Source organism: Methylophilus sp. 13, assembly GCF_015354335.1.
GTDB classification, from domain to species: domain Bacteria; phylum Pseudomonadota; class Gammaproteobacteria; order Burkholderiales; family Methylophilaceae; genus Methylophilus; species Methylophilus glucosoxydans.
Window position 1 is genome coordinate 339,483 of sequence record NZ_JADKYR010000002.1, and the last position, 23,610, is coordinate 363,092.

The 23,610-nt window shown below is 52.1% G+C and carries 27 protein-coding genes and 1 tRNA gene; 6 read left to right on the forward strand and 22 right to left on the reverse strand.

The annotated features are described in order from the left end of the window. Position 1: 1 nt before the first annotated feature. The 5 genes from INP77_RS05765 to INP77_RS05785 form a co-directional block, all read right to left on the reverse strand. Entirely contained in the window at positions 2-274 is a 273-nt protein-coding gene (locus INP77_RS05765) for a cupin domain-containing protein (protein ID WP_194748456.1), read from the reverse strand. Between the two features lie 104 nt (positions 275-378). Continuing rightward, a complete protein-coding gene (locus tag INP77_RS05770) occupies positions 379-654 on the reverse strand; it encodes a cupin domain-containing protein (RefSeq protein WP_194748017.1) in 276 nt (91 codons plus the stop codon). 68 nt (positions 655-722) lie between these two features. After that, positions 723-812 (reverse strand) — tRNA-Ser (locus INP77_RS05775). A gap of 25 nt (positions 813-837) precedes the next feature. After that, entirely contained in the window at positions 838-1,371 is a 534-nt protein-coding gene (gene def, locus INP77_RS05780; protein WP_194748019.1) for a peptide deformylase, read from the reverse strand. Between the two features lie 21 nt (positions 1,372-1,392). Beyond that, positions 1,393-2,148: an S-methyl-5'-thioinosine phosphorylase gene (locus INP77_RS05785; protein WP_194748021.1), complete on the reverse strand. Its 756-nt coding sequence runs from the start codon at positions 2,146-2,148 to the stop codon at positions 1,393-1,395. Positions 2,149-2,215: 67 nt separating this feature from the next. Here INP77_RS05785 and hpnC point away from each other — a divergent pair, with 67 nt between their 5' ends. From hpnC to hpnE, 3 genes are read left to right on the forward strand one after another with little or no spacing between them, the layout of a single operon-like run. Next, positions 2,216-3,085: a squalene synthase HpnC gene (hpnC, locus tag INP77_RS05790; RefSeq protein WP_194748023.1), complete on the forward strand. Its 870-nt coding sequence runs from the start codon at positions 2,216-2,218 to the stop codon at positions 3,083-3,085. Continuing rightward, positions 3,082-3,924, forward strand: coding sequence for a presqualene diphosphate synthase HpnD (gene hpnD, locus INP77_RS05795; RefSeq protein ID WP_194748025.1), 843 nt, complete (start codon positions 3,082-3,084; stop codon positions 3,922-3,924). Before hpnC ends, hpnD begins: the two co-directional genes overlap by 4 nt. Further along, a complete protein-coding gene (gene hpnE, locus INP77_RS05800) occupies positions 3,921-5,273 on the forward strand; it encodes a hydroxysqualene dehydroxylase HpnE (protein ID WP_194748027.1) in 1,353 nt (450 codons plus the stop codon). Before hpnD ends, hpnE begins: the two co-directional genes overlap by 4 nt. A gap of 18 nt (positions 5,274-5,291) precedes the next feature. On the opposite strand, the gene INP77_RS05805 is transcribed toward hpnE, so the two are convergent. After that, positions 5,292-5,567: a hypothetical protein gene (locus INP77_RS05805; RefSeq protein WP_194748029.1), complete on the reverse strand. Its 276-nt coding sequence runs from the start codon at positions 5,565-5,567 to the stop codon at positions 5,292-5,294. A gap of 268 nt (positions 5,568-5,835) precedes the next feature. Between INP77_RS05805 and INP77_RS05810 the strand changes: the two genes are divergently transcribed. Further along, entirely contained in the window at positions 5,836-6,147 is a 312-nt protein-coding gene (locus tag INP77_RS05810; RefSeq protein ID WP_194748031.1) for a hypothetical protein, read from the forward strand. 111 nt (positions 6,148-6,258) lie between these two features. Here INP77_RS05810 and radA read toward each other — a convergent pair whose 3' ends face one another. The 8 genes from radA to INP77_RS05850 all read right to left on the reverse strand — a co-directional run bounded on the left by radA (position 6,259) and on the right by INP77_RS05850 (position 12,107). Continuing rightward, complete coding sequence (gene radA / locus INP77_RS05815; protein ID WP_194748032.1) at positions 6,259-7,614, reverse strand: DNA repair protein RadA; 1,356 nt, start codon at positions 7,612-7,614, stop codon at positions 6,259-6,261. Beyond that, positions 7,607-8,674 carry an alanine racemase gene (gene alr / locus INP77_RS05820; protein ID WP_194748034.1) on the reverse strand — a complete coding sequence of 356 codons (1,068 nt, stop codon included), beginning with the start codon at positions 8,672-8,674 and terminating at the stop codon, positions 7,607-7,609. The genes radA and alr overlap by 8 nt, the downstream gene beginning before the upstream one ends. Next, positions 8,674-10,056, reverse strand: coding sequence for a replicative DNA helicase (gene dnaB, locus INP77_RS05825; RefSeq protein WP_194748036.1), 1,383 nt, complete (start codon positions 10,054-10,056; stop codon positions 8,674-8,676). Before dnaB ends, alr begins: the two co-directional genes overlap by 1 nt. Positions 10,057-10,260: 204 nt before the next feature. After that, positions 10,261-10,710 carry a 50S ribosomal protein L9 gene (gene rplI, locus INP77_RS05830; protein WP_194748038.1) on the reverse strand — a complete coding sequence of 150 codons (450 nt, stop codon included), beginning with the start codon at positions 10,708-10,710 and terminating at the stop codon, positions 10,261-10,263. Between the two features lie 21 nt (positions 10,711-10,731). Further along, positions 10,732-10,965, reverse strand: a complete 234-nt coding sequence (gene rpsR, locus INP77_RS05835; RefSeq protein WP_024929836.1) for a 30S ribosomal protein S18 — start codon at positions 10,963-10,965, stop codon at positions 10,732-10,734. Positions 10,966-10,984: 19 nt separating this feature from the next. Beyond that, on the reverse strand, positions 10,985-11,275 hold the full coding sequence (gene priB / locus INP77_RS05840) for a primosomal replication protein N (protein ID WP_194748040.1): 291 nt from the start codon (positions 11,273-11,275) through the stop codon (positions 10,985-10,987). Between the two features lie 5 nt (positions 11,276-11,280). Continuing rightward, complete coding sequence (gene rpsF, locus INP77_RS05845; protein WP_194748042.1) at positions 11,281-11,655, reverse strand: 30S ribosomal protein S6; 375 nt, start codon at positions 11,653-11,655, stop codon at positions 11,281-11,283. Positions 11,656-11,774: 119 nt separating this feature from the next. After that, positions 11,775-12,107, reverse strand: coding sequence for a hypothetical protein (locus INP77_RS05850; protein ID WP_194748044.1), 333 nt, complete (start codon positions 12,105-12,107; stop codon positions 11,775-11,777). A 232-nt stretch (positions 12,108-12,339) separates the two neighbouring features. On the opposite strand from INP77_RS05850, the gene epsA reads away from it, so the two are divergent. Next, the gene (epsA, locus tag INP77_RS05855; protein ID WP_194748046.1) at positions 12,340-13,119 is read left to right on the forward strand and encodes an XrtB/PEP-CTERM-associated transcriptional regulator EpsA; all 780 of its coding nucleotides are present in this window, start codon (positions 12,340-12,342) and stop codon (positions 13,117-13,119) included. Between the two features lies 1 nt (position 13,120). Here epsA and INP77_RS05860 read toward each other — a convergent pair whose 3' ends face one another. From INP77_RS05860 to INP77_RS05895, 8 genes are all read right to left on the reverse strand, one after another. Then, on the reverse strand, positions 13,121-13,546 hold the full coding sequence (locus INP77_RS05860) for an RNA-binding S4 domain-containing protein (RefSeq protein WP_194748048.1): 426 nt from the start codon (positions 13,544-13,546) through the stop codon (positions 13,121-13,123). Between the two features lie 3 nt (positions 13,547-13,549). Beyond that, the gene (locus INP77_RS05865; RefSeq protein ID WP_194748050.1) at positions 13,550-15,715 is read right to left on the reverse strand and encodes a Lon protease family protein; all 2,166 of its coding nucleotides are present in this window, start codon (positions 15,713-15,715) and stop codon (positions 13,550-13,552) included. Beyond that, on the reverse strand, positions 15,716-16,189 hold the full coding sequence (locus INP77_RS05870; protein ID WP_228518750.1) for a molybdenum cofactor biosynthesis protein MoaE: 474 nt from the start codon (positions 16,187-16,189) through the stop codon (positions 15,716-15,718). A gap of 1 nt (position 16,190) precedes the next feature. Beyond that, on the reverse strand, positions 16,191-16,448 hold the full coding sequence (moaD, locus tag INP77_RS05875; protein WP_194748052.1) for a molybdopterin converting factor subunit 1: 258 nt from the start codon (positions 16,446-16,448) through the stop codon (positions 16,191-16,193). After that, on the reverse strand, positions 16,445-17,797 hold the full coding sequence (locus INP77_RS05880; protein ID WP_194748054.1) for a DNA recombination protein RmuC: 1,353 nt from the start codon (positions 17,795-17,797) through the stop codon (positions 16,445-16,447). The genes moaD and INP77_RS05880 overlap by 4 nt, the downstream gene beginning before the upstream one ends. Before the next feature lie 166 nt (positions 17,798-17,963). Beyond that, positions 17,964-18,713, reverse strand: a complete 750-nt coding sequence (locus tag INP77_RS05885; protein ID WP_194748056.1) for a hypothetical protein — start codon at positions 18,711-18,713, stop codon at positions 17,964-17,966. Positions 18,714-18,805: 92 nt separating this feature from the next. Further along, positions 18,806-20,350: an alkaline phosphatase gene (locus INP77_RS05890; protein WP_194748058.1), complete on the reverse strand. Its 1,545-nt coding sequence runs from the start codon at positions 20,348-20,350 to the stop codon at positions 18,806-18,808. A 30-nt stretch (positions 20,351-20,380) separates the two neighbouring features. After that, positions 20,381-21,127: a PEP-CTERM sorting domain-containing protein gene (locus tag INP77_RS05895; RefSeq protein WP_228518751.1), complete on the reverse strand. Its 747-nt coding sequence runs from the start codon at positions 21,125-21,127 to the stop codon at positions 20,381-20,383. Between the two features lie 354 nt (positions 21,128-21,481). Here INP77_RS05895 and acpA point away from each other — a divergent pair, with 354 nt between their 5' ends. Beyond that, on the forward strand, positions 21,482-23,572 hold the full coding sequence (gene acpA / locus INP77_RS05900; RefSeq protein ID WP_194748060.1) for an acid phosphatase: 2,091 nt from the start codon (positions 21,482-21,484) through the stop codon (positions 23,570-23,572). Positions 23,573-23,610: the final 38 nt, after the last annotated feature.

Sequence of the window (23,610 nt, forward strand, 5' to 3'; positions counted from 1 at the left end):
CTCACTCAAAATGGTAATGCTTTTTCAACGGCTGTTTGACTTCCCACACACAATCCAGCCCACTGGCAAAGGTGACTAAGTCACCCGCCCCAAAATTCACCGGCTCGCCATCTTTAGGTGTCACGGTCACCTCCCCTTGCAAGATATAAGCAATCTCGCTACTGCTATATTGCCAGGGGAAAATAGAAACCTCTTTTGACCAGGTTGGCCACTGATCCACACCAAGTGCGGCGAGTATCTCGGCGCTGGGACGCTCGACCTTAATTTGATTCACTGGATGATGACTCATGTGTATTCCTTTCTTGCTTAGGATAACGGAGGCCCATCAGCAAAAAACCCTGCCGGATTGACAGGGTTTTCATCATACTACCACTTCAATTAAAAGTGTTTGTAGTGTTTTTTCAATTGCTTGACCACTTCCCACTGGGATTTCAGGCCTTTTGGAAACTCTACATAGTCACCTGCTTTGATGGTAACAGTTTCGCCACCGGCTGGCGTCACTTTGAATTCACCTTCCAACACATAGGCTTTTTCAGTCATGGTGAAGTCGAGTGGGAATTTTGATGGAGGGCAATCCCAAATGTTCCAGCTGGACACGCCCAGCTCGTTCAATTTCTCTTGGGATGGGTTGCTATCGATAATGATTTGAGCCATGACGGTTCCTTCATGTAAATATAAAAAACTGCAAATAGAAATGCCGCAAAACTGCGGCATTTCATGTCTGGCGGAAGAGGTGAGATTCGAACTCACGGAGGGCGTGAACCCTCGACAGTTTTCAAGACTGTTGCATTAAACCGCTCTGCCACTCTTCCCGAAAGCGCGCATTATAGCAAACAATCAGTCATCTGGAAGCGTTATTCCAGGAAAAAGTACATCATTAAAGCCAAATTTTGTCAGATCACGGATACGCATGGGGTAAAGCACACCAAATAAGTGGTCACATTCATGCTGGACCACCCGCGCATGAAAGCCGCTCACTGTGCGGTCAATCACGTTGCCTTGCGGGTCAAAGCCACGATAATGCAGGTGCTGATAACGCGGCACCAGGCCGCGCATGCCAGGCACAGACAGACACCCTTCCCAACCCTCTTCTTCTGCCTCATCCACAGGTGTGAGTTCGGGGTTGATCAAAATCGTAAAAGGCACGGCTTCGGCATCCGGATAACGCGGATTGGCACCGACGCCGAACATCACCACCTGCAAGCTGACACCAATTTGTGGCGCGGCAATGCCTGCGCCCTGCATGTGCGTCATCGTGTCGTGCATATCCTGAATCAAGGCATGCAACTCGGGCGTATCAAACTCGGTGACCTTGTCTGCTACCCGATAAAGTAAAGGCTCGCCCATTCTCAGCACAGGTTTGACTGCCATTTCTGCTCCTCTGACTGCCGTTTAAGCCACAGAACAATCATTATCTGACAGGTATTGCGCAATGACGGCACGGACTTTATCCATGGTTTGCTGCAGCAAAGGCATGACCTGCTCAAACTGGATAGATTGTGTACTATCGCCGCGACCAGCCGCAAAATTGGCTACCGGGCAGATGGCCGCATAAGACACGCCCAATTCACGCGCCAATACCGCTTCCGGCATGCCAGTCATACCGACAAGGGTGGCACCATCCCGCTCATAGCGGTCTATCTCTGCGGCGGTCTCTAGCCGCGGCCCTTGCACGCAAGCATACACACCGCCATCCACCACGCTGCAGCCCACATCGGCAGCGGCTTTGAGACAGCGTTCACGCATGGCTTGTGAATAAGGTTGTGTGAAGTCTACATGCCGCACAGGCAGCTCTATGCCATCGTGATAGGTATTATTACGGCCATAAGTGTAATCGAGTATCTGGTTAGGCAAGACGATATCTCCCGGGATCAGATTACGCGTAATGCCACCCACCGTGGCCACTGCCAGCAAATCACAGACGCCGACCGAATGCAGGGCCCAGACATTGGCCCGGTAATTGATCGCATGTGGCGGAATCGTATGCCCACCACCATGACGGGCTAAAAACACCACCTCTTTGCCATTGATTTCGCCAAAGACTAAGGGCTGCGAAGGTTCCCCATAAGGCGTGCGCACGATCAAGCGCTTAGAAATGTTCAAATTATCCAGTGCGGTGAGCCCAGTGCCCCCAATAATGCCTAACATAAGTTCTCTTTATGATTGTTCATCTGCAAGGCGTAAGCGTATCATGGATTTATGGCATACTTAAGCCATGCATGCCTTTTCCAAGCCCGCCCAGCCCCAACCTAGCCTGACACTGGCGCACACGCATTACGAAAACTTTCCGGTTGCATCCTTGCTGTTACCGGCCCATTTACGTCATGCAGTGACGGTCATTTACCAGTTTGCGCGCGAGGCAGACGATATTGCAGACGAAGGCAACGCGAGCGAAATCGATCGCCTGCAAGCCCTGCAGGCTTATGAAGATGAGTTATTATTGATCCAGGCCTATATACAGCCCTCACAGCCATTGTTTCAATCGTTGCAAGCGGTGATCCGGACTCACACTCTCGATGTCCAACTGTTGATCGACCTCATCGATGCTTTCAAACAGGATGTGGTGAAAACCCGTTATGCTAACTTTGAGGAAGTGCTGGATTATTGCCGCCGCTCGGCAAATCCGGTAGGCCGCCTGATGCTGCAACTGTATGGCAGTGACAGCACGCAACACCGGCTGTGGTCCGATCAAATATGCAGCGCGCTGCAACTGATTAATTTTTATCAGGACATTGCGCTAGACCTGCAAAAACATGGGGCCGTCGGACGGATTTACCTGAGCCAGGAGGACATGCTGGCAGCAGGCATCAGTGAGCAGGATTTGCGAGCTCAACGGCTGGACAGACACTGGCAACAGTTCTTTTTGACACAAGTGGGGCGTGCTGAGGCCATGTTAAAGGCTGGCAAACCGTTAGGTCGCGCCCTACCTGGACGGATCGGTTTTGAGTTGCGCATGATGATTGCCGGTGGCGAACGTATCGTGCATAAATTAAAATCCTGTCGTGGCGATATTTACCATCACCGCCCGACCTTGAAAGCCTATGATTGGCCACTGATTTTGCTGAAAGCCCTGTTTAAACAATGACGCCGCAACAATATTGCCTGCAAAAAACCCGTGAAAGCGGTTCCAGCTTCACGCTGAGTTTTGCTTTTTTACCCAAAGCCAAGCGCGAGGCGATGACGGCGCTGTATGCCTTTTGCCGCGAAGTGGATGATGTGGTGGATGAGTGTACGGACTACCAGATCGCCCAAACCAAGCTTGGCTGGTGGAAACAGGAAGTTGAGCGGCTGTTTCATGCCACGCCGCAACATCCGGTGACGAAAGCCTTAGAGCCCGTCATCAAAACTTATGGCTTGCAAGAAAGCCATTTCATTGAAATCATCGATGGCATGCAAATGGATACGCAATACAATCGCTATGCGGATTTTGAACAGCTGGGCCTGTACTGTTACCGTGTGGCAAGTGTGGTCGGCTTGCTGTCAGCGCAAATTTTTGGCTATAAAAATCCGGCAACCTTGCAATACGCGCATGACTTGGGCATGGCGTTTCAACTGACCAATATCATCCGCGATGTCGGCGAAGATGCGCGGCGCGGACGCATTTATATTCCACTGGATGAGCTGGAGCGTGGCAGTGTCACTGAGCAACAACTGCTTAATAGCGAAGCCACGCCGCAAACGCAGGCCTTGCTGCTCAAGCAGATTGCCCGCGCGGAACTGTTTTATGACAAAGCCCTGCAGCAGCTCCCGCCAGAAGATCGGAAAGCCCAATTACCAGGATTGATGATGGCGGCCATTTACCGAACACTGCTGCAGGAAATCAAACAAGATCCCAACCTGGTACTTAACCATAAAATTGCGTTGCCGCCATTTAGAAAGCTCACCTTGGCGCTGGGCGCCTGGTTTAAATCCCGCCGTTCATGAGTGCAGTGTTATTCAGGGCTAGTCAGAAAACATCCCCAACCGTTAGCGCCACCGCGAAGCTTCGCAGAGTAGCGGTGATTGGCGCCGGTCTGGCCGGGTTGTCTACGGCGTTGCGCTTAGGTCAGCAAGGCTATCAAGTATGCGTCTTTGAGGCCGCCCCGCAGGCAGGTGGCCGTGCACGTGGGGTATCGCACTCTTCCACCACGCTGGATAACGGCCAACATCTTTGCCTGGGCGCCTATCATGCCACGCTGGCCTTGCTACGCGATGCCGGCCTGGATCACAGGCATGTGTTCAAGCGCTTGGCGCTGGCATTGCACATGCATGATGGCCAGCATCGTATTTCGCTGGTCACACCAGAATGGCTACCCGCCCCGCTGCATCTGCTGTGGGGCTTAATCACCGCGACTGGACTGGACTGGAAAAGTAAATGGCGCGCCATCTGCTGGATGCGGCAGTTACAAAAAACCGCTTTTACGCTTGCGCAGGATATGCCGGTATCCGGCTTACTGGCTCAAGCCCAACAAACGCCACTGGCGATCAAGTACTTGTGGGAGCCCTTATGTCTGGCTGCACTGAACACGCCGCTAGCGCTTGCCAGTGCACAGGTATTTTTAAATGTACTCAGGGATAGTTTTCAGCATCGTCGTCAGGACAGTGACTTTCTAGTGGCTAGATCTGATTTGTCCACCGCCCTCATTCAGCCGCTGTTAACGCAGTTACAAACACAAGGGGTTGCAGTCAGGCTGGGGACCACTGTCACCGCCCTCGAGGCTTTTGAACATGGTTGCAAACTGACACATCAGCAACAAGAAGTGTTTGATGCAGTGGTGCTTGCGGTCGGACCACACCAACTGAAAACCATCGCAGGCGCACCTACGTTGCCCTGGCGCGAGTATCAACCCATTACCACCATTTACCTGCAATTCAGCGATCAGGTGCGCTTGCCGCACCCCATCATGGGCTTATGCGGCGGCTGGGCACAATGGGTGTTTGACCGCGGGCAGTGTTGTGACCAGGCCGGATTGCTCGCCGTAGTCATCAGTGCGCATGCGCCCTTTGAGATGGACAAGGCCGTCCTGGTCACACATTGCCTTAATGAGATTAATGCTGCGCTCGGCAACTACGACATGGCATTGCAGCAAACGCCTCTGTGGACAAAAATCATCACAGAAAAACGCGCCACCTTCAGTTGCAGCCCGGCTTTAAAGCGGCCTGGCCCTCAAACCGCACATGCACGCATCTTTTTAGCCGGAGACTATGTCGCGAGCCCTTATCCGGCCACCATAGAAAGTGCAATCCGTAGCGGTGAGGCCGCTGCGCAAGCAATTGCGCGATTACTGGGCTAGCAGCGCCAAGACAGGCGATTAGCCTTTACACACCACCGCCAGGTGATTATTCGCTGGTCTGTAAAGCCCATCACCGCTATCGGGGAAGGTTTCGGTGTAAGACAAACGTTTGTCTAGCTCATACCCCCCGGCACACTGTTCACCCGCCTTGCGCTGGCATTGCTCCCAGGTCGTGTTGAATTCACTGCATGTCAGGGTATAGCCCGTTTTACCATTGTTGCCTGTATATTGCTGCGGGCTGACACTGGCACAAGCCGTCATTAACAGTGGCAAAAGAAAAATGATTTTTTTCATTATTTTTTCTCCTTTAATACATATCGTCATCTTATTGTCATAATTTTGTGAATCTAACTTTATTTCGGCCTACATTTTGTAGGAATAGTTGCATTAAATTTTTATGACAATTACTTTTATATAAATTAAAATTATTGGTGATGCACGCGATACTTGCTCTGTATCGAACTCGCTACAAATGCCTACAAAATGCGCGGCCTTTGTAACTGACAGAACCCAGTGGGTTTTTTATACTGTTTTCAATGTCATTGATTGAAAGGAGTTAAGCATGAAATATGCGACCGTCATGGCCACCGGCTTATTCGTCCACATGTCAATCTTCGCTTCAGATATATTACCGACAGAAGATTACGCAAACCTGACAGGGGAAAAAGTACGCATCCTCAAACAACTGGGGGAACATGCAGAGTGCATCCGCTTGGCTGATAACGAGCAGGCTTTGCGCGATTGCCAGGAGAAACTGAGCCAACACCAACTCACCCAGGATCCACTCGCGCGTGACCCGTCTGTAAAACAAAGAACAGCCAGAAATATAGAAAAATTAAAGACAGATAACCCGAATCAAAACGAGTTTTTTTGACACGGCCATCAAGCCGCTTAAGTGAACCGACTTCCCTGTGGTTGCCTACCCTCTTCTGGGCAACCTCATCCTTAGGCAACGATAGGACTCCCATCTATCGTTGCCATTTTTTTATGCGCGCATGACGTCTATGGCCTGTTCCAGCCTATCCACGGCCTCAACCTGCATACCGGCAATGCCGCCTTTGGGCGCATTCGCTTTGGGGATAATGGCATGGGTAAAACCCAGTTTGGCAGCCTCCTTGAGACGCTCCTGACCCCGCTGCACGGGCCGCACTTCGCCTGCCAACCCGACTTCACCAAAGACAATCAGCTTGTTTGGCAACGGTTTGTTTTTCAACGATGAAACAATCGCCAGTAACACTGCCAGATCCACCGCAGGCTCACTGATTTTGACACCACCGACGGCATTGATAAACACATCCTGGTCATAACAGGCCACCCCCGCATGCCGGTGCAACACCGCCAGCAACATAGCCAGCCGGTTCTGCTCCAGACCCACGCACAAGCGCTTGGGATTGGGGGCATGTGCCGTATCCACCAGCGCCTGAATTTCGACCAGCAAAGGCCGTGTGCCCTCTTGCGTGACCGTGATACAGGAGCCAGGTACTGGTGATTCATGGTGCGATAAAAACAAGGCGGAAGGATTGCTGACTTCGCGCAGACCCTTTTCGGTCATGGCAAACACACCGAGTTCATTGACCGCACCAAACCGGTTTTTAAACGCGCGAATCAGCCTGAAACTCGAATTCTGGTCGCCCTCAAAGTACAGCACGCTGTCGACAATGTGCTCCAGCACTCGCGGGCCCGCCAGCGAGCCTTCTTTGGTCACATGACCAACCAGAATCATGCTGATCCCAAGTTGCTTGGCCACCCGAGTGAGTTGCGCAGAACATTCACGCACTTGCGCCACCGAGCCTGGTGCAGACTGCAAAGCCTCGGAATACACGGTCTGAATCGAGTCTATCACCACCACGTCCGGCTGATGATGCTGCAATACCTGGCTGATTTTTTCGAGATTGATTTCCGCCAGCACATCGACCTGGCTCGCATCAAGCCCCAGGCGATGTGCCCGCATGGCAATCTGCTGCGCAGACTCCTCACCGCTGATATAAAACGCTTTGAGCGATTGTGAAACCTTGCACACGGTTTGCAGCAACAAGGTCGATTTACCAATGCCAGGATCGCCACCGATGAGCACCACACCGCCCGCCACCAGCCCGCCCCCCAGCACCCGATCAAACTCGGTAATGCCGGTCGCCTGACGGGACACATCCTGCGCTTCAACATCAGCCAGTTTTTGTAATTGGGCCGTTGGCGCCAGACTGGCAAACCGGCTTGTCGTTGCCGCTTCCGGCACCGTCTCTACCAGCGTGTTCCAGGCATGGCAACTCGGGCACTGCCCTTGCCACTTAGGCTCAGTGGCACCGCATTCGGTACAGGTGTATTGTGTTTTTGCTTTAGCCATAGTGCTTGAACGGGACCCTGGCGGTGACCGCACATAATAATTCGTAGCCTATCGTCCCCGCTGCTTGCGCAACCTCATCTACAGGGACTTGCTCACCCCATAATTCCACAATGCTGCCAACGGTTGCGTCAGGGATATCGGTGACATCTACCGCCAGCATATCCATAGACACGCGCCCCAGTGTACGGGTCAATTGACCATTAACGGCAATCGGCGTCCCTGTTGGCGCATGACGAGGATAGCCGTCGGCGTAACCACAAGCGACAATACCGACCTTGGTAGGCTGATCTGCGGTAAAGAAGCTGCCATATCCGACACTTTCCCCGGCCTGAATTGACTGCAAGGCAATAATAGCGGACTGCAAGGTCATGACAGGTTTCAGGCCCAGCATGGAAGCATACTGGTCGGCAATCGGCGAGGCACCATACAACATAATCCCAGGCCGCACCCAATCGGCATGGGTTTGCGGCTGTTGAATCACGGCGGCCGAATTCGCCAGGCAGCGCGCATAAGGCTGATTGGCCATGACCGCCTCCACGGTGTGCATGGCCTGCTCAACGCCATCCGCGAGATCCGCATTGGCAAAATGCGTCATCATGACGATCTCGCACACATTGGCGCATGCAGCAAGAGCAGATAACGCCTGCGGATACTCGGCTGGCGACAAGCCAAGCCTGTGCATGCCGCTATCCAGCTTGAGAAACACTCGAATGGGGGCACTCAATGCGGCCTGCTGCAACCAGGCAATCTGCTGCATCTGGTGCACGACAATATCCAGCCGGTACCTGTCTACCTCAAGCAATTGCTCGGGCGCAAACACCCCTTCAAGTAACAATATGGGCTGCGTATAACCCGCTTCACGCAAAGCGATGGCTTCACTAGGATTGAGCACAGCGAAAGCATCTGTTTCGCTGAGCCCTTGTGCAGCATTCAGCAAACCGTGACCATAAGCATTGGCTTTGACAACGGAGATGATCTTCGCAGCTGGCGCGTAACGTTTGACCTGCGCCAGGTTATGCCTCAGCGCAGCTAAAGACAGATGAGCAACAATCGGACGCATTAATACTCGTCCGGCATGTAAGCCGCATTGGCATAGTCGGCAAAGCGCGTATGCGCACCCATAAAGGTCAGGCGCACCCGGCCAATCGGGCCGTTACGCTGTTTGGCAATAATAATCTCCGCCGTGCCTTTTTCGGCACTGTCCGGGTTGTAATACTCATCGCGATATACGAACATGATCAAGTCAGCATCTTGTTCAATCGCGCCGGATTCGCGCAAGTCACTCATCACCGGGCGCTTATCTGGCCGTTGGTCCACGCTACGGTTAAGCTGCGAAATCGCAATCAGCGGCACATTGAGTTCTTTGGCCAATGCCTTCAGCGAACGTGAAATTTCTGAAATCTCGGTTGCACGGTTTTCGCCCTGACGGCCGGCTGGTGAGCTCATCAACTGCAAATAGTCGATCACAATCAGACCTAGTTCGCCTGTTTGCCGATGCAAGCGACGGGCACGCGCCCGCACGTCAAAACTGCTTAAACCGGCCCCTTCATCAATATAAATCGGCGCCTCGTTCAATTTGCCCAGCGCTGTGGTGAGCTTTTCCCAGTCCTCATCTTCAAGGTTACCGTTACGCATCTTGTGCTGGTCGAGGCGGCCAATTGAGCCGATCATACGCGTGGTCAACTGCGTCGCCCCCATCTCCATCGAGAAAATAGCGACCGCTTTATTGGTCTCAAGTGCCACATTCTCAGCAATATTAATTGCAAACGCGGTTTTACCCATGGACGGACGACCGGCAATAATCACCATGTCACCGCCTTGCAGGCCGGAGGTCATGGAGTCAAGATCGGTAAAGCCGGTGGGGATCCCCGTCACATCAGAATGATTTTCGCGTGAGTACAAGTAGTCAATGCGGTCAGCCACTTGTGGTAAAAGCACTTGCATGCCCAAAAAGCCCTGGCTCTTGCGGTTACCACCTTCGGCAATCTGGAAAATCTTGGCTTCGGCTTCATCCAGTAACTGCTGTGCATCGCGACCATTTGGTTGGTAAGCACTTTCGGCAATATCAGTGCCCACTGCGACCAGTTGGCGCATGACAAAGCGCTCATGCACAATTTCTGCATAGCGGCGGATATTGGCAGCAGTGGGCGTATTTTGCGCCAGCGCACCCAGATAAGCCACACCGCCAACCGTGGTCAACTCACCACTGTTTTCAAGCGATTCAGCAACCGTCACAATATCGGCTGGCTGGTTGCGCTCAATCAGCCGTGCGATATGTTCATAAATCAGTTTATGGTCATGCTGGTAGAAATCCTGCGGGGCCAGAATATCGGCAATCTTGTCCAGTGCTTCGTTATCCAGCAACAGGCCGCCCAGCACGGACTGCTCAGCTTCAATGGAATGTGGAGGGAGTTTTAAGAATTCGAGTTGTTCATCAGCCATCTGGCGATTATACCGAAAAGCTGACTGGCATTTTTGGGTTTCAGAACAGATGAAAGATTAAAAATACTTTAGCCACAGAGATCGTAGAGTAGATAGAGAAAAACCTCATGTACTTTATTGGTACGTTATCAAATAACGCTTTGTGGCAAAAAAGCAAAAAGGCTACCGAAGTAGCCTTTTCTTGTCATGCATGCAGATGCCTGATTAGGCTTCTGGCGTCACAGTCACAGTGATATCAACCACTACGTCGTGGTGCAATGCCACGCTCACAGCGAAATCACCAATGGTCTTCAGTGGGCCGTTTGGCAGGCGCACTTCAGCTTTTTTCACTTCGTGGCCTTGTGCTTGCAAGCCTTCAGCGATGTCCATGTTAGTCACGGAACCGAACAGACGGCCATCCACACCCGCTTTTTGAGCGACTGTCAGTACAAAACCAGCCAGTTTTTCGCCACGCGCTTGTGCTGCGGCCAACAGGTCTGCCTGTTGTTTTTCCAACTCGGCACGCTGAGCAGCAAACACTGCCTTGTTCGCTTCGGTAGCGCGTTTTGCTTTACCTTGTGGGATCAGGAAGTTGCGGCCGTAACCGTCTTTCACTTTAACCACGTCACCCAGGGAACCCAGGTTTGCTACTTTTTCCAATAAGATTACTTGCATGTTGTTCTCCTAAGCCGCCGATTAACCTGGGTGTTTGTCTGTGTAAGGCATCAGCGCCAGGAAACGTGCGCGTTTTACCGCGGTTGTCAATTGACGTTGGTATTTAGCCTTGGTACCAGTCATACGGGCTGGGATGATTTTGAAGTTTTCAGAAACGAAATCTTTCAACAGATCTACGTCTTTGTAGTCAACTTCTTTGATGCCTTCTGCGCTAAAACGGCAGTAACGGCGACGTTTGTACATATCTCTTGCCATTTGAAACTCCTTAAATTCTTTAATACTGTATTCGCTGTAACTCTTGTATGTGCAGTACCACTTGTGTGCTTTTTGCACTGCGCTGTGCCAGAAAACCCTTCACTTTGATCTGATCGCCGCTTTGCAATGGCAGATTGGCTTTTTCACCAATAATCACTGCGGGTAACTGACACTGCACCTTCCGATTCATCCCAGCCTCTAGCTGCTCTGAATCATGTTGCAATTGCAATTGCAACAAGGGCAAGCCCGCCGGTGTGTATCGCAACGTTTCAACTGCTTGAACCGTCGCTGCAATCACCAGCGTATTCACAACACTTAAGCAGCCGCCTCTGTGCTAGCAGCAGGTGCGTCACCAACGATGGTTTTGGATTTTTCCTCTTTCATCATTGGGCTTGGTGCGGTGACCGCTGTTTTCGTCGCGATGGTCAGGTGACGTAATACAGCATCATTAAATTTGAAGCCATGCTCCAACTCTTCCAGCACTTCTTGGCTGCACTCGATGTTCATCAACACGTAGTGTGCTTTGTGTACTTTTTGGATTGGATAGGCAAGTTGACGACGGCCCCAGTCTTCCAGACGGTGGATGTTGCCGCCATTACCTGTGATTTGTGCGCGGTAACGCTCAATCATCGCAGGCACTTGTTCACTCTGGTCAGGGTGAACAATAAACACGATTTCATAGTGTCGCATGAGATTTCCTTATGGTTAAAGCCACCTTCGGATCAAACTTAAGAATGCCTGATCAAAGTGTGGCAAGGTTGCAAAGCACGCGATTATAAACCCTTTTTTAAGGATTGATCAAGAACCGATTATGTTTTAGGCGGATTCTCTAGGGATTTGTCTTCTTTTGGCAGGTAATAAGGGTCAGCGACGTAGCCAGGCCCCTTCATGATAATGATCACGATCAGGCCTATCATGGCGGCACCGATAAAGAACCAGAAGGTAAACAGCAAGCCCAAAAACATGGAGTTGCGTTCCAGGTCATGAGCCAGCAAATCGCCTGACTGCCACCAGTCATAAGCAATGGGGGCAGCAAACACCACGCTCCCCAATAGCCACCATTTAGGCAGTTTCTTGAGCAGCTGCCATTCTTTATAGCTAGGGTAACGCACGCCACCAGGAAGTCTTTTCAAAATACCCATGAATGTCTGGACCTTAAAGCCATCTCATCACACCAGCCTTATTTTACCTTAAGGCCCCAAGTAGTAGGAAAACGATGTGGCCAAATCGTTCAACCCTTGCGCCATATCAAGTGCGCACTTTGCAAGGATTCCCACATGCATGGTTAAAGAATTGCCAGCCTATGCCGTAAAACCCTTAAACCATGAAACATCGGGCAATGCTGCCCTGCTCATTACCGTTTGAGGTCATTGCATGCTGGTACAAAAAAAACAAACCTATTGGGAAGGCATTTTGCAAGCCATACAGAAATCATATGCGATTAAACGGCATATTGAATTCTTTCAATGGCTGAAACAAGACATTCATCCACTGATGCGGCACGATGCGCTATTGGCAGCGTGGGGCGACTTCAGCACTGGCGAACTGCATTTTGATGTCTCTTCTGCAATCCCGGAAATGTCTACCCAGCGCTTACTGGAAGACTCTGCCATTGTGAACTACCTGATGTGCAACCTGTACAAACGCTGGGTAGAAAACGACGAAAAATGGTTTGTGATTAACCGTTTTGATGCCACGGGCATTCATGCACAGTCGCCCAACCCGTTCACGCAGCAGTTGATAAAAATGCATTCGCTCATGGTGTATGGCGTACGCGATACCCGTGGCAAATCAGACTGTATTTATGTGTTTTTTGACCGCACCAAAGAGTTTCATGTGCCAGACCAGATGCTGGGCATGATCATGCCGCACCTGGATGCGGCGATCCGCCGTATTGGACACCTGAAACCGGTGATTAAAGACGAGGACCTGCTGGACAGTATGGCGCAAGGCGGGTTATCAGACCGCGAGCAGGAGATTCTGCATTGGGTGCGTAGTGGCAAAACCAATCTGGAGATAGGCATGATCCTGCATATCAGTGCCAATACGGTCAAAAACCATCTCAAACGCATTTTCCAGAAACTGGATGTTTCTTGCCGGGCACAGGCGGTGGCAAAAACCGGCCTGAGCAATGGCGCCCGCAGGCCAAGCTAGACTAACCGCGTCCAATAAAGCGCTGAATCTCGCGCATCTGACGCTTGGTCGGACGCCCCATGCCACGGTCGCGCTCGGCAAAATGCTCCGCACCGCTCTCTTTCATCTGCTGGCGTATTCGTTGGCTTTCTTCAGTCTCGCGGTATAGCAAGGCGGCTTCGGGCGCGCCGCGCCGTACATTACTGAGCGCCAGCACTTCCACCTCTATCTGCATATCCTTGTTTTTAATACTCACGCGCATGCCAGGCTTCATTTCGCGTGCATTTTTGGCGCGGTCACCATCAATGCGCACCTTGCCGGCATCGACGGCGTCGGCCGCCAGACTGCGTGTTTTAAAAAAACGGGCGGCCCATAGCCATTTGTCTAGTCGGCAACCGTCGTCTTTTTCTGGCGGTGCCTCTTGCTTGCGGTGATGCGTGCGTGGCATAAATCAAAAATGTTGATGGTCTTGTTGTTGCTGGATATAGGCCATTCGCGCCTGATTACGTTCCAGCGTTTGCCGGTAGCTGGCGAGTGCAGCTTGCGCGCGTGCCATGAGCGTATCGCCCTGATAGGTGCCATCCGCCTCTTGCACGCCGGCTTCGCAGTCGGTCAGATGGGCAATGCCTTCCAGCACATGGTCAATGGCAATAATTTTGAACATGCCATTATTCACGGCCGTGACGACTGTCTCATCCAGCAACAGGTGACGCTGGTTACGTTTGGGGATAATGACGCCCTGCTCGCCGTTTAAGCCCAATGCCTGACAGACGCGGAAATAGCCCTCGATTTTTTCATTGACGCCACCAATCGGCATCACTTCGCCAAACTGGTTGAGGGCGCCGGTGACGGCCATGCCTTGCTTGATCGGCAAGCCGGTCAGCGCAGATAACAGCGCAAACAATTCGGCACAGGAGGCAGAGTCGCCTTCTACGCCATTATATTCTTGCTCAAACACCAGCGAAGCGTTCAGGCTCAACGGTGCCAACGCCCAAAAACTGGCACTTAGCCAGTTTTGCAGAATATAAATACCTTTGTCATGCGTGGGGCCACTCATATTCACTTCGCGGTCAATATTGATCACGCCACTGCGGCCAGGATAACAACGGGCGGTAATCCGGATAGGCGAACCGAAACTGGCATCGCCCAACTCGATGTGCGTGAGGCCATTGACCTGTCCGACCACACTGCCATGCACCTGAATCAATAACTCATTATCAATAATCGAGTCACGAATCTGTGTTTCAAAAAACTGTTGACGCAACAAGCGCGCAGACAGAGCCTGCTTGACATGCGCATCGGTCACGAGACGCGCTTCAGCCGCCACCGCAGCACTCTCATGCATGAGCTGGTCCAGATGCACAAAGCGTGTACTGATACGGCCTTGGTCCTCTTCCAGCCTGTGCATGAACTGCAACAACACATTGACCGCCGCACTCGTAAAATGCGGCATTTCTTGTTGCTGGCATTTACGCGCAATATAACCGGCCACCCAGGCATAATTGTCTAGTGTGGCGGCAACGCGGTCCTCAAATTCAACTTTTACCGGAAAGAAGTCAAAGAAATCCGGCTGTGCTTCAAGACAGTCGTAATAATCTTCGCGGCTGGCAATCATGACAATTTTGACATGGACCGGCAAGGCGCCATGACGATTGCCACCAGCCCCTTGCTGCGCATGGTTTGCCCAGTCTTCAATCTGCACCTCGCGGTTACGCATGAGACGGTAAAGCTTTTCGAGCAAGGCGCTGCCGTTGCCTTCGTCTTGCATCAGATCACGTAAATGCAGCAGCAACATGCCTCCATCGGCCTGGTGCACACTGCCGGCACGCAAGCGTAAGAACTCCGGCCATTGCGCCGACTCTCCTGCCGCGGTTTCCAGCATGCCAAACAAGGCGGCAAAGCCGGGGTCTTTGTCCTCAACCACAGGCTGCTTGATGCCGGAGGTGAGGTTAGCGCGCTGATCGACCAGCAGATTTACCCGAAAACGCGATAAGAAGCCGTCATTGACCAAGCCGTCAGTGCCGCTGTCGCCCTCACTGCCGACTTGCTGCCAGGCTTGCAGATACCCCAGCACCTCGGGTTTGATCAGATTAAAAAATGGCGATAACTTGGCGCTGCTTAATTGCGAGCGCAAACCATCGACGCGCTCCTCAAGCCAGGTTTCGGCCTGCGAAAAATTGACCTGGCCATTGGCATCCACCCATTGCTGCATCTCTGCCACCAGCGACTTGATAAACGATTCCATCACAGTCCGCAACTGGGCGCCCAGCCCGGCTGGCAGCTTGATGTAGTTGGCGCAGGATTGCTGGCTAAAATCATACAGCGCCACCAGGTCGGTAAGCGTGGTATCAATCCCGGTCATGGCAGAGGCTTTCATCGCCGCCAGTGTGAGTCCGGCACGACCGGAACCAGGCGTGCCCAGCACCAGCACATTACAACCATCCTGTTGCAGCGACAGGCCCATCATCAGTGTTTTCTGTGCTTCTGGCTGTAGTTTCCAGCCGTAGTCGGTCAGGCTAAGCTCACTCGCATCCAGCAGGTCGGCGGTGGACTCAAATGACATGGGTGACAGTTTGTAGGAAACGGTCATTTCTTCAGGACTGAGGACTTGCATCATTTAGGGCTGTTTCCATTGTTGTTTTGCTTGTTCATCAGAGGCACGGGCTTCTACCCAGTGTTCGCCAAACGCGCCGATTTCTTTTTTCCAGAACGGCGCATCGGTCTTTAAATAGTCCATCATAAAGGCACAGGCTTCAAAGGCTGCCTGGCGGTGCAAGCTGGTAGCGGCCACCAGCACAATCTGCGCCTGAGCAGCCAATAGGCCGACACGGTGGATGATACGCACCCCAAGCAATGGCCAGCGACTGGCCGCCTGTTGCGCAATACCCTGCAAGGCCTTTTCGGTCATGCCAGGATAATGTTCGATTAACATCTGGCTTAACTGACCTTCACTGGCGTGCTCTCTTACCCAACCGACAAAATTCACCAGCGCACCGGCTTCTGGCGAGGCTAGGCGCAAGCGCTGCAACTCGCTGGCCAGGTCAAAATCCTCAGACTGAACAGAAATATCCAGAAATGGTGGCTTGCTCAAATCAGCCTCCGGTCACAGGTGGAAAAAACGCCACCTCATCGCCTTCTTCAAAGGTTGCCATATCGTCGACCAGTTCATGATTGATAGCCGCACGCACTACCCCGCTGCCGTTAAACAGTTTTTGCCAGGTCTCGCCGCGGCCAGACAACCAGGACTTGAGTGCGACGATGGTTTCTATCTCATCCGGCAACTCTACGTCTTCAGAGGAGTAATTCACCACCTCTTTGATGCGTGCAAAATATAAAATGGTGATCTTCATGTAGGGGTGCTCTTTCCAACCTCGTCTAATTCATCCAGCAATTCCAGCGTTTCCAGACCAGCCTCTGCCAGCTCGACTTTTTCAATCTGGGCGAAGCGTCTGGAAATCTTCTGACTGCTGATATGCACGTCTTGCGCATTTTCATGCGCCTGCCGGATATTATCAGCCAGTTTTTTCATGCGGGTATCAAAGCGGTCAAAATCTTTACTTAATTTGCCCAGCTCGTCTTTGATGATATGCACCTGTTTGCGCATTTCCACATCTTTGAGCACTGCGCGTGCCGTATTGAGCACCGCCATCAGGGTGGTCGGCGACACCAGCCACACGCGTTTCTGCATCGCATAATCGACCACATCCCTATGATAGGCATGAATCTCGGCAAACACCGCTTCAGCCGGGATAAACATGACCGCGCCATCGGAGGTCTCGTTGGCGATGATGTATTTGCTGCTGATATCATCAATGTGTTTTCTGATGTCGGCCTTGAACAGCTTGGCGGCTTGCGCCTGCACCAGATCGCCCTGGCTGCTATCTATCATGCGATGGTAGTTTTCCAGGGGAAATTTACTGTCAACGGCCACTGTGCCAGTTGGCTCAGGCAAAAATAAAGCACAGTCCACGCGTGCGCCGTTACTCAGCGTATGTTGCATGGCAAAACTGCTATTGGGCAACACATTGCGGATCAGCCCTTCCAGTTGCACTTCCCCATAAGCACCGCGGCTACGCTTATCCCCCAACAGCTCCTGCAAACTGACCACATTCACACTGAGACCATCAATTTTCTTTTGGGCCTCATCAATGGTGGCCAGTCGCTCCATCACACTCACAAAGGTCTCATTGGTTTTTTTGAACCCTTCTTCCAGGCGAATAGACACCTTGCCACTCATTTCCTCCAGGCGGCCATCGACGACTTTGGTCAGTGCTTCAATGCTTTGCGTCAGGCTTTGAGTCGTTGTTTGCAAGGCGGTTTTAAGCAAGTTTTGCTGGGCAATGCCCTGCTCCGACAAGCCATTACGCAAGCTCAGGCTGAGTTGTTCAGTGCTCTGGCTCAAGTGGTCGCGCTGGGCAACCTGTAACGCCTGCATCGCTTCACGCGTCGCGGTCAGCTCTTGCGACAATTGCGCCCGCAAACGGTCTTGCTGGTCGGTATTCAGGCTTTGCAAGCGATCAGCCAGATGATTGAGTGACTGGTGCATCTCCTGCATCATCATGCGGTGTTTCTCTTCAAGCTGCTGCGCCAGTAACTGTGCCAGCGCCTGCTGCGCAGCCTGTTGTTGCCTGCGAGATTGCCACACCAGCATGGCAATAATCACCACTAATAAAAGAAGCTGAATAATTTGAAACGTCATGCAGGCATTATAGCCGATGACTGGGAGGGCCACACTGCCCGGCTGCAAATTCGGCCGCCGGGCGGCAGGCCCATCGCATGCGCCATGCGATCAGAGCAATCAACACCTATTCTTTGCGATGCCTGGGCATGCAGTCCAGACATCGCTAGCGATCAGGCCGACGCGACTAATGATGATGCGACTGCAAGCCAGGCGCATCGTGCGCTTTGGCCAGCCATTGCATTTCGGAAGGGTTGTGTTCCATATCGCCCAAATCGGCATAATCTACATGCTGGTACTGACTCAACGCCGTCAAAGAGGTTTTGGGCGCGACTTCGACGGGCTGACCAGGCTTGGCTGCCGGTTGCAGCGCCTGCAACTGTATGCTGACCGTGTGTTGTGGATAGGTATATTCGACCTTGTAGGGCAATTTTAAGGCTGGAATCCACCAGACCTGACTACGGATCCCGTTGCCCAAGGTGCCACTGTACTTCTCAATAGCATAGCCATACTGTTCGCTGGCTTCGTCTGCCACTTTTTGCAGGCTGGCCAACTCGCTATCGGTGACCAATTGCGTCTTCAGTTGCCATGTGGCTTCATCCATTTTGATCGCCAGCAGTTTTAAATCCACATCGCTGTAATCAATGGTGCGCTGCTCGTCATGCATCAGGTAAATATAGCTGAATTGCCCACCCGGTTTTTTCTGCCACAAGCTGCTGTGGTGTGCTGGCTCGCCATTTTGATACAACTGACGAATTTCCACCTCATCCTGGTCACGCATCAGCCACCATTGCAAGTGCTTGGCGGCATCGGCCTGGCATGGCAAGGCGCACTGCACGGTGTCATAGCGTGCATTGACGATCTCTTCGGCCTGCGCACCAGCGCTTGCCATCGCCATCACCAGCGCAAAACGGCCAGCGGTTTGTTTCAATCTCATGATGATTCCATTTCTTACTAAAGGCAGAGGGCAGCTTTCGCTGCCCTACTGTTAAAACAATTGATGTTCAGGTCTATTCTAAAGACAGTCGATTAAAAACCGAATGCATCTTTCATGACTTGATAAATGTAGCTTTGCTCTTGTACCCCATGGACCAGATAGGCTTTAGGGCCGACGGCATAAATCGCAACCTCTTCACCAGCATGCGTTTCAGAGCTCAGTGGCACCAGTGCCTCCTGGTGGAAATCTGGGTCCTCAGTATCTACGCCCGACATGTCGACCACGCGGCCTGCAGCAATCGCCTCATTGTAAACCGCATCACCTGGTGAGTTAGTGTGATAGCCTGGGCCGTTGGCAAAGCTCACGGTGGTGTAAGGCTTGCCATCAGCCGCCAGGGTTGGCGTGGTTTTACCTGGCTCAACCACTTTACCCAAAATCGGGTTACCACGTTTTGGATAGCCGCCTATGGTCAGGGTGTGGCTATGGTCAGCTGTGACAATAATCAAGGTGTCGTTCAGATTCACTTTGGAAGCCGCTTCACGCACCGCATCTGACAGCGCCACCGCATCTTTAAAGGTACGGTAAGCATTGCCTGCATGAGAAGCATGGTCAATCCGGCCACCTTCCACCATCAGGAAGAAGCCATTCTGGTTTTTCTTCAAAATGTCGATGGCCTTGCCCGTCATCTCTGCCAAAGAAGGCTCACCAGCGATATCGTTCGGACGGTCTTGCTCGTATTCCATGTGGGAGGGGTTGAACAAGCCCAAGACTTTATTGGTCGTGGCTGGATTCAAGGCATTGAATGCCGATTGATTTTCGATATAGACGCCACCAAACTTGTTCACATATTCTTGCGTCAGGTTACGGCCATCGGTACGGCGGCCTTTGGCGCCTTCGATATCCTTAATACTGTTAGGCAAAAAGTAGCTACGGCCACCGCCAAATACGACATCAACGCCATCGCCAAGCTTGCCATTGCCAAAGTTATCAATCAGTTGTGCGGCAATATCCTTGACGCCATTGCTAGCCGCCGCCGCTGACAGGTTAGCATTGGCTTCCCAGTCACGGTTGGAAATATGTGCATAGGTGGCTGCCGGGGTGGCATGCGTGATACGGGCAGTCGACACCACACCAGTGGCTTTGCCAGCTTGCTCGGCCTGTTCCAGCAGGGTGGTTACTTTATTCGCATTGATCACAGCAGGGTTAGCCTCATTGCGCGGAACAGACTGGTTCAATGAAATGATGCCGTCATTGGTTTTCACGCCAGAAATAATGGCGGTCATGGTCGGTGCAGAGTCAGAGGTCTGCTGGTTGGTCGAATAAGTTTTGGACAGGGCCACATAAGGGAACTCTTCAAAAGACAGTTTGTTGCGCTCACCATCCTTGCCTTTGAGCTGACCTTCAAAAATACGCGCGCCAGTGACTGTCGAAATCCCCATACCGTCGCCGACAAACAAAATCACGTTTTTGGCTTTGCGTGCATTCGGTACCAGTTTTTTACTGTCGCTCAGGCTGGCTGCGCCATCGTTGAGCCAGAACTGGGCGTTTTCCTCAGCCATCAAAGGTTGTGTCAGGGAGACTTGTGTCCCCAGCAGCATGGCCAACAGAGCAGTACGTTTTAAGTTAAACAGTTGCATGATTGTTTCCTCAAAGATATTCGTTATAAGTTATTGTGCGCGTCTACGCATGATGGCGGCAATCAAACCAAGCCCCACCAGCATCAAGGCATTGGTATCCGCTTCTGGGACTGCAGAAGCCGTTTGCAAGCTAATATTGTCTACGCCCAATTGAAGAGAACCCTGGTTGGCGACACTGGCGAAGCGCAACATGAATTGGCCACCGCCAGACAGGATGGAGGTCAGGTCAAACTGGTAGCTCAGGTAGTTGTTGGCAGCCAGCGTGCCATTGGCACCGCCCAGATACAGGCTCTGCAGGACATCGCCCTGGCTGGTAGAAAAAGGATCACTGCCCGCCTTTAAGATATCCACACGGATATGCTGGTTTGGATGATCGGTTGCGTCAACGGTGTAATCAAGGCCACCTGCATCGACAGCACTGCTGGCTGACTGATTGTTGACAAACATTTGGAAGGTCAAGGTCGCCTGGCTGACCGCCGACGTCGTAAAGTTTTGATACAAAATGTTGCTGGCCAGGCCGTTATTATCAAGCAAACCGTAATGTGTGCCCTGATAAGCGCCAACGGTGGTGTTTCCGGTGACTTCAGTCGTGGTGCCTTGCTGTGCCAGTACGCTCCCAAGGATGCCAGCTTCAGCCACTTGCCAGCCGACGATGTCATAGGCGTCTACACCCTGCACCTCGAAGCCACCATTTTGGATTAATTCAGCGGCGTGTGCTTGAGAGAGCAAAGTCGCTCCCATCAACCCAGCCATGAGCCAAGGTTTCAATGTCATCATTCATCCTCTCGCAGATGGTTATATTACGTTTTTGTACACGGTTAAGTGCCTGTCATGTCACAAGTCATTTGCTTGTGTTAGCCCATGCATTCTTGAAAAACTCTGTGTCAGACAGGTTACGGAAACATGAAATTTATGTGACATGCCTGACTAGTTTTGAGCTGTTCAACACCCGCTAAAACATTAAAAAATGTAAGCCAGTATTGGGTTCACGCAACCTTCATAAAACCATCACGCCCACTAGTCATGATGAGCTACGTTTCAGGCGCAGGACCACTGAATACCTGTTACACAGCCAGGTTAAGATTTCCGTGCTCAAGAATTGTTCTTGTGCTCTTGATATGGGGATGATTTATGAATTTTTTTCGTTTGTTACCAATTTCTGCTGCAGTATGGATGGCCTTAAGCGGATCAGCTTTCGCCGCGGCCAGCACCGCTGGTGTTGTGATCGGCTTGCATGGCGCCAAGCTTGCCAATACCCTGGTTTGCATTGACGCCAACCTGAATGCCCGCTGTGACAGCGGTGAAGTCAGCACACAGACCAATGCCAACGGCGAGTTTAACCTGGCAGGCCATGGTGCTCTGGTGGCGCAAGCAGGGAAGTCTGTGTACCGCGCAGCTGCCGAAAACACGACCGTTGTCAGTGCGTTGAGCACCGAAATCCTGGCGCTCATGGAAGGCAGCAATCTTGATTACATGACCGCACGCGATCGTCTGGCCGCCAGACTACACGTCAGCGGATCACAGCTCGAAGCTGACTTCACACAAACGAGCACTGGCGCCGACCTTGACAGCCTGATGACCGAAAACGATGAGCTGCAAAATCGCCTTGCCGAAGCGGTGCGTGAGGCTGGCAGCAAAGGCAATCTGAATAAAGCGCTGAGCAACCGTCTAAATCTGGACAAAATCGAGCATTTTGTCGTGATCTACCTCGAAAACCGCAGTTTTGACAATCTGTTTGGCAAATATCCAGGCGCCAACGGCCTGAATACACCGCAAGCTAAAGCGATCAAACAGGTAGACCGAGACTACACCACGACGCTGACCACCTTGCCACCGGCTTGGGGTGGCATGCTGGCCAATGGCCAGAAAAACACCGCTGGCCAGACCATCACCCAGGCACAAACCACTGGGGTGTGGCCCAATGCGCCCTTTCAGGTCGATGCCACGAGTGACCAGTTTGGCTATGGCCTGGTGACTGGTAACAACATCACCCGCGATCTGTATCACCGCTTTTTTGAGAACGCCATGCAAATCAATGACGGCCAGAATAACCTTTATGCGGCCTTTAGTGATGCCGGTGGTTTATCCATGGGTTATTTTGATGGTAGCAAAATGCAACTGTGGGGGCTGGCGAAAAAGTACACCCTGGCAGATAACTTTTACCAGGCCGCATACGGCGGTTCATTCTTGAACCACCAGTATCTGGTCTGCGCTTGCGCACCGGCAATTTCCGCTGATACCGTCGCCAATAACAAAGCTTCTCTCAACGTCTTGACTACCCCAGTCAACGGCGTGCCACAATTGGCCCGCAACAGCTCCATGAGCGCCTCTGCGATTGGCACCAACGCGACCAACACCTCATTCAAGAGCGGCAATATTGCCCCATTGGACTACTTTGGTGCGGGTGATGGCTATCGCGCCGTGAACACCATGCAGCCACCATTCCAACCCAGTGGCAATGCGCCGGTGACCAGCGCCTCAGGTAACCAGCTGCTGTACGCCAATCCATCGGCTTCCACCACCTTACCAGCACAAACCATCACCACCATTGCAGACCTGCTGGATAGCAAGCAAATCAGCTGGAAATGGTACTCAGGCGGCTGGAATGATGCGGTCAATGATCGCGGCAATGTCTACAAGTCAAACAGCTTTGGCGTGGCAGATGCGACCCATGGCGACTTTCAGGCCCATCACCAGCCATTTAACTACTATGCAAATTTTGACCCAGTGGCCCATGGCACCTACCGTAACAGCCACCTGCAAGACCGTGCAGATTTGTTGAATGACATTACACAAGGCACCTTGCCAGCCGTGTCGTTCTATAAACCGATTGGCAACCTGAACCAGCACCCAGGCTATACCAACGTCACCAATGCGGATGATGAAGTGATGACCATCATCAGCCAGTTGCAAAACAGCCCGCAATGGAATAACACCCTGGTATTGATTACCTATGATGAATTTGGCGGCCAGTTTGACCATGCCGTGCCTCCTAAAGGCGATTTGATCGGGCCAGGCACACGTATTCCGGCCTTGATCATTTCACCTTTTGCCAAAAAAGGCGCCGTGGATCATACCCAGTATGACACCGGTTCTGCCTTGCGTTTTATCACACACCGCTACTCACTGCCGCCATTGGACGGCCTGAAAAAGCGTGATGAAACCTTGCAAAGCAATGGTGCCAACATCATGGGCGACCTGACCAACGCCCTGGCATTCTAATCATTACAACATACGGCGCAGTTGGGTATCCCCAATTG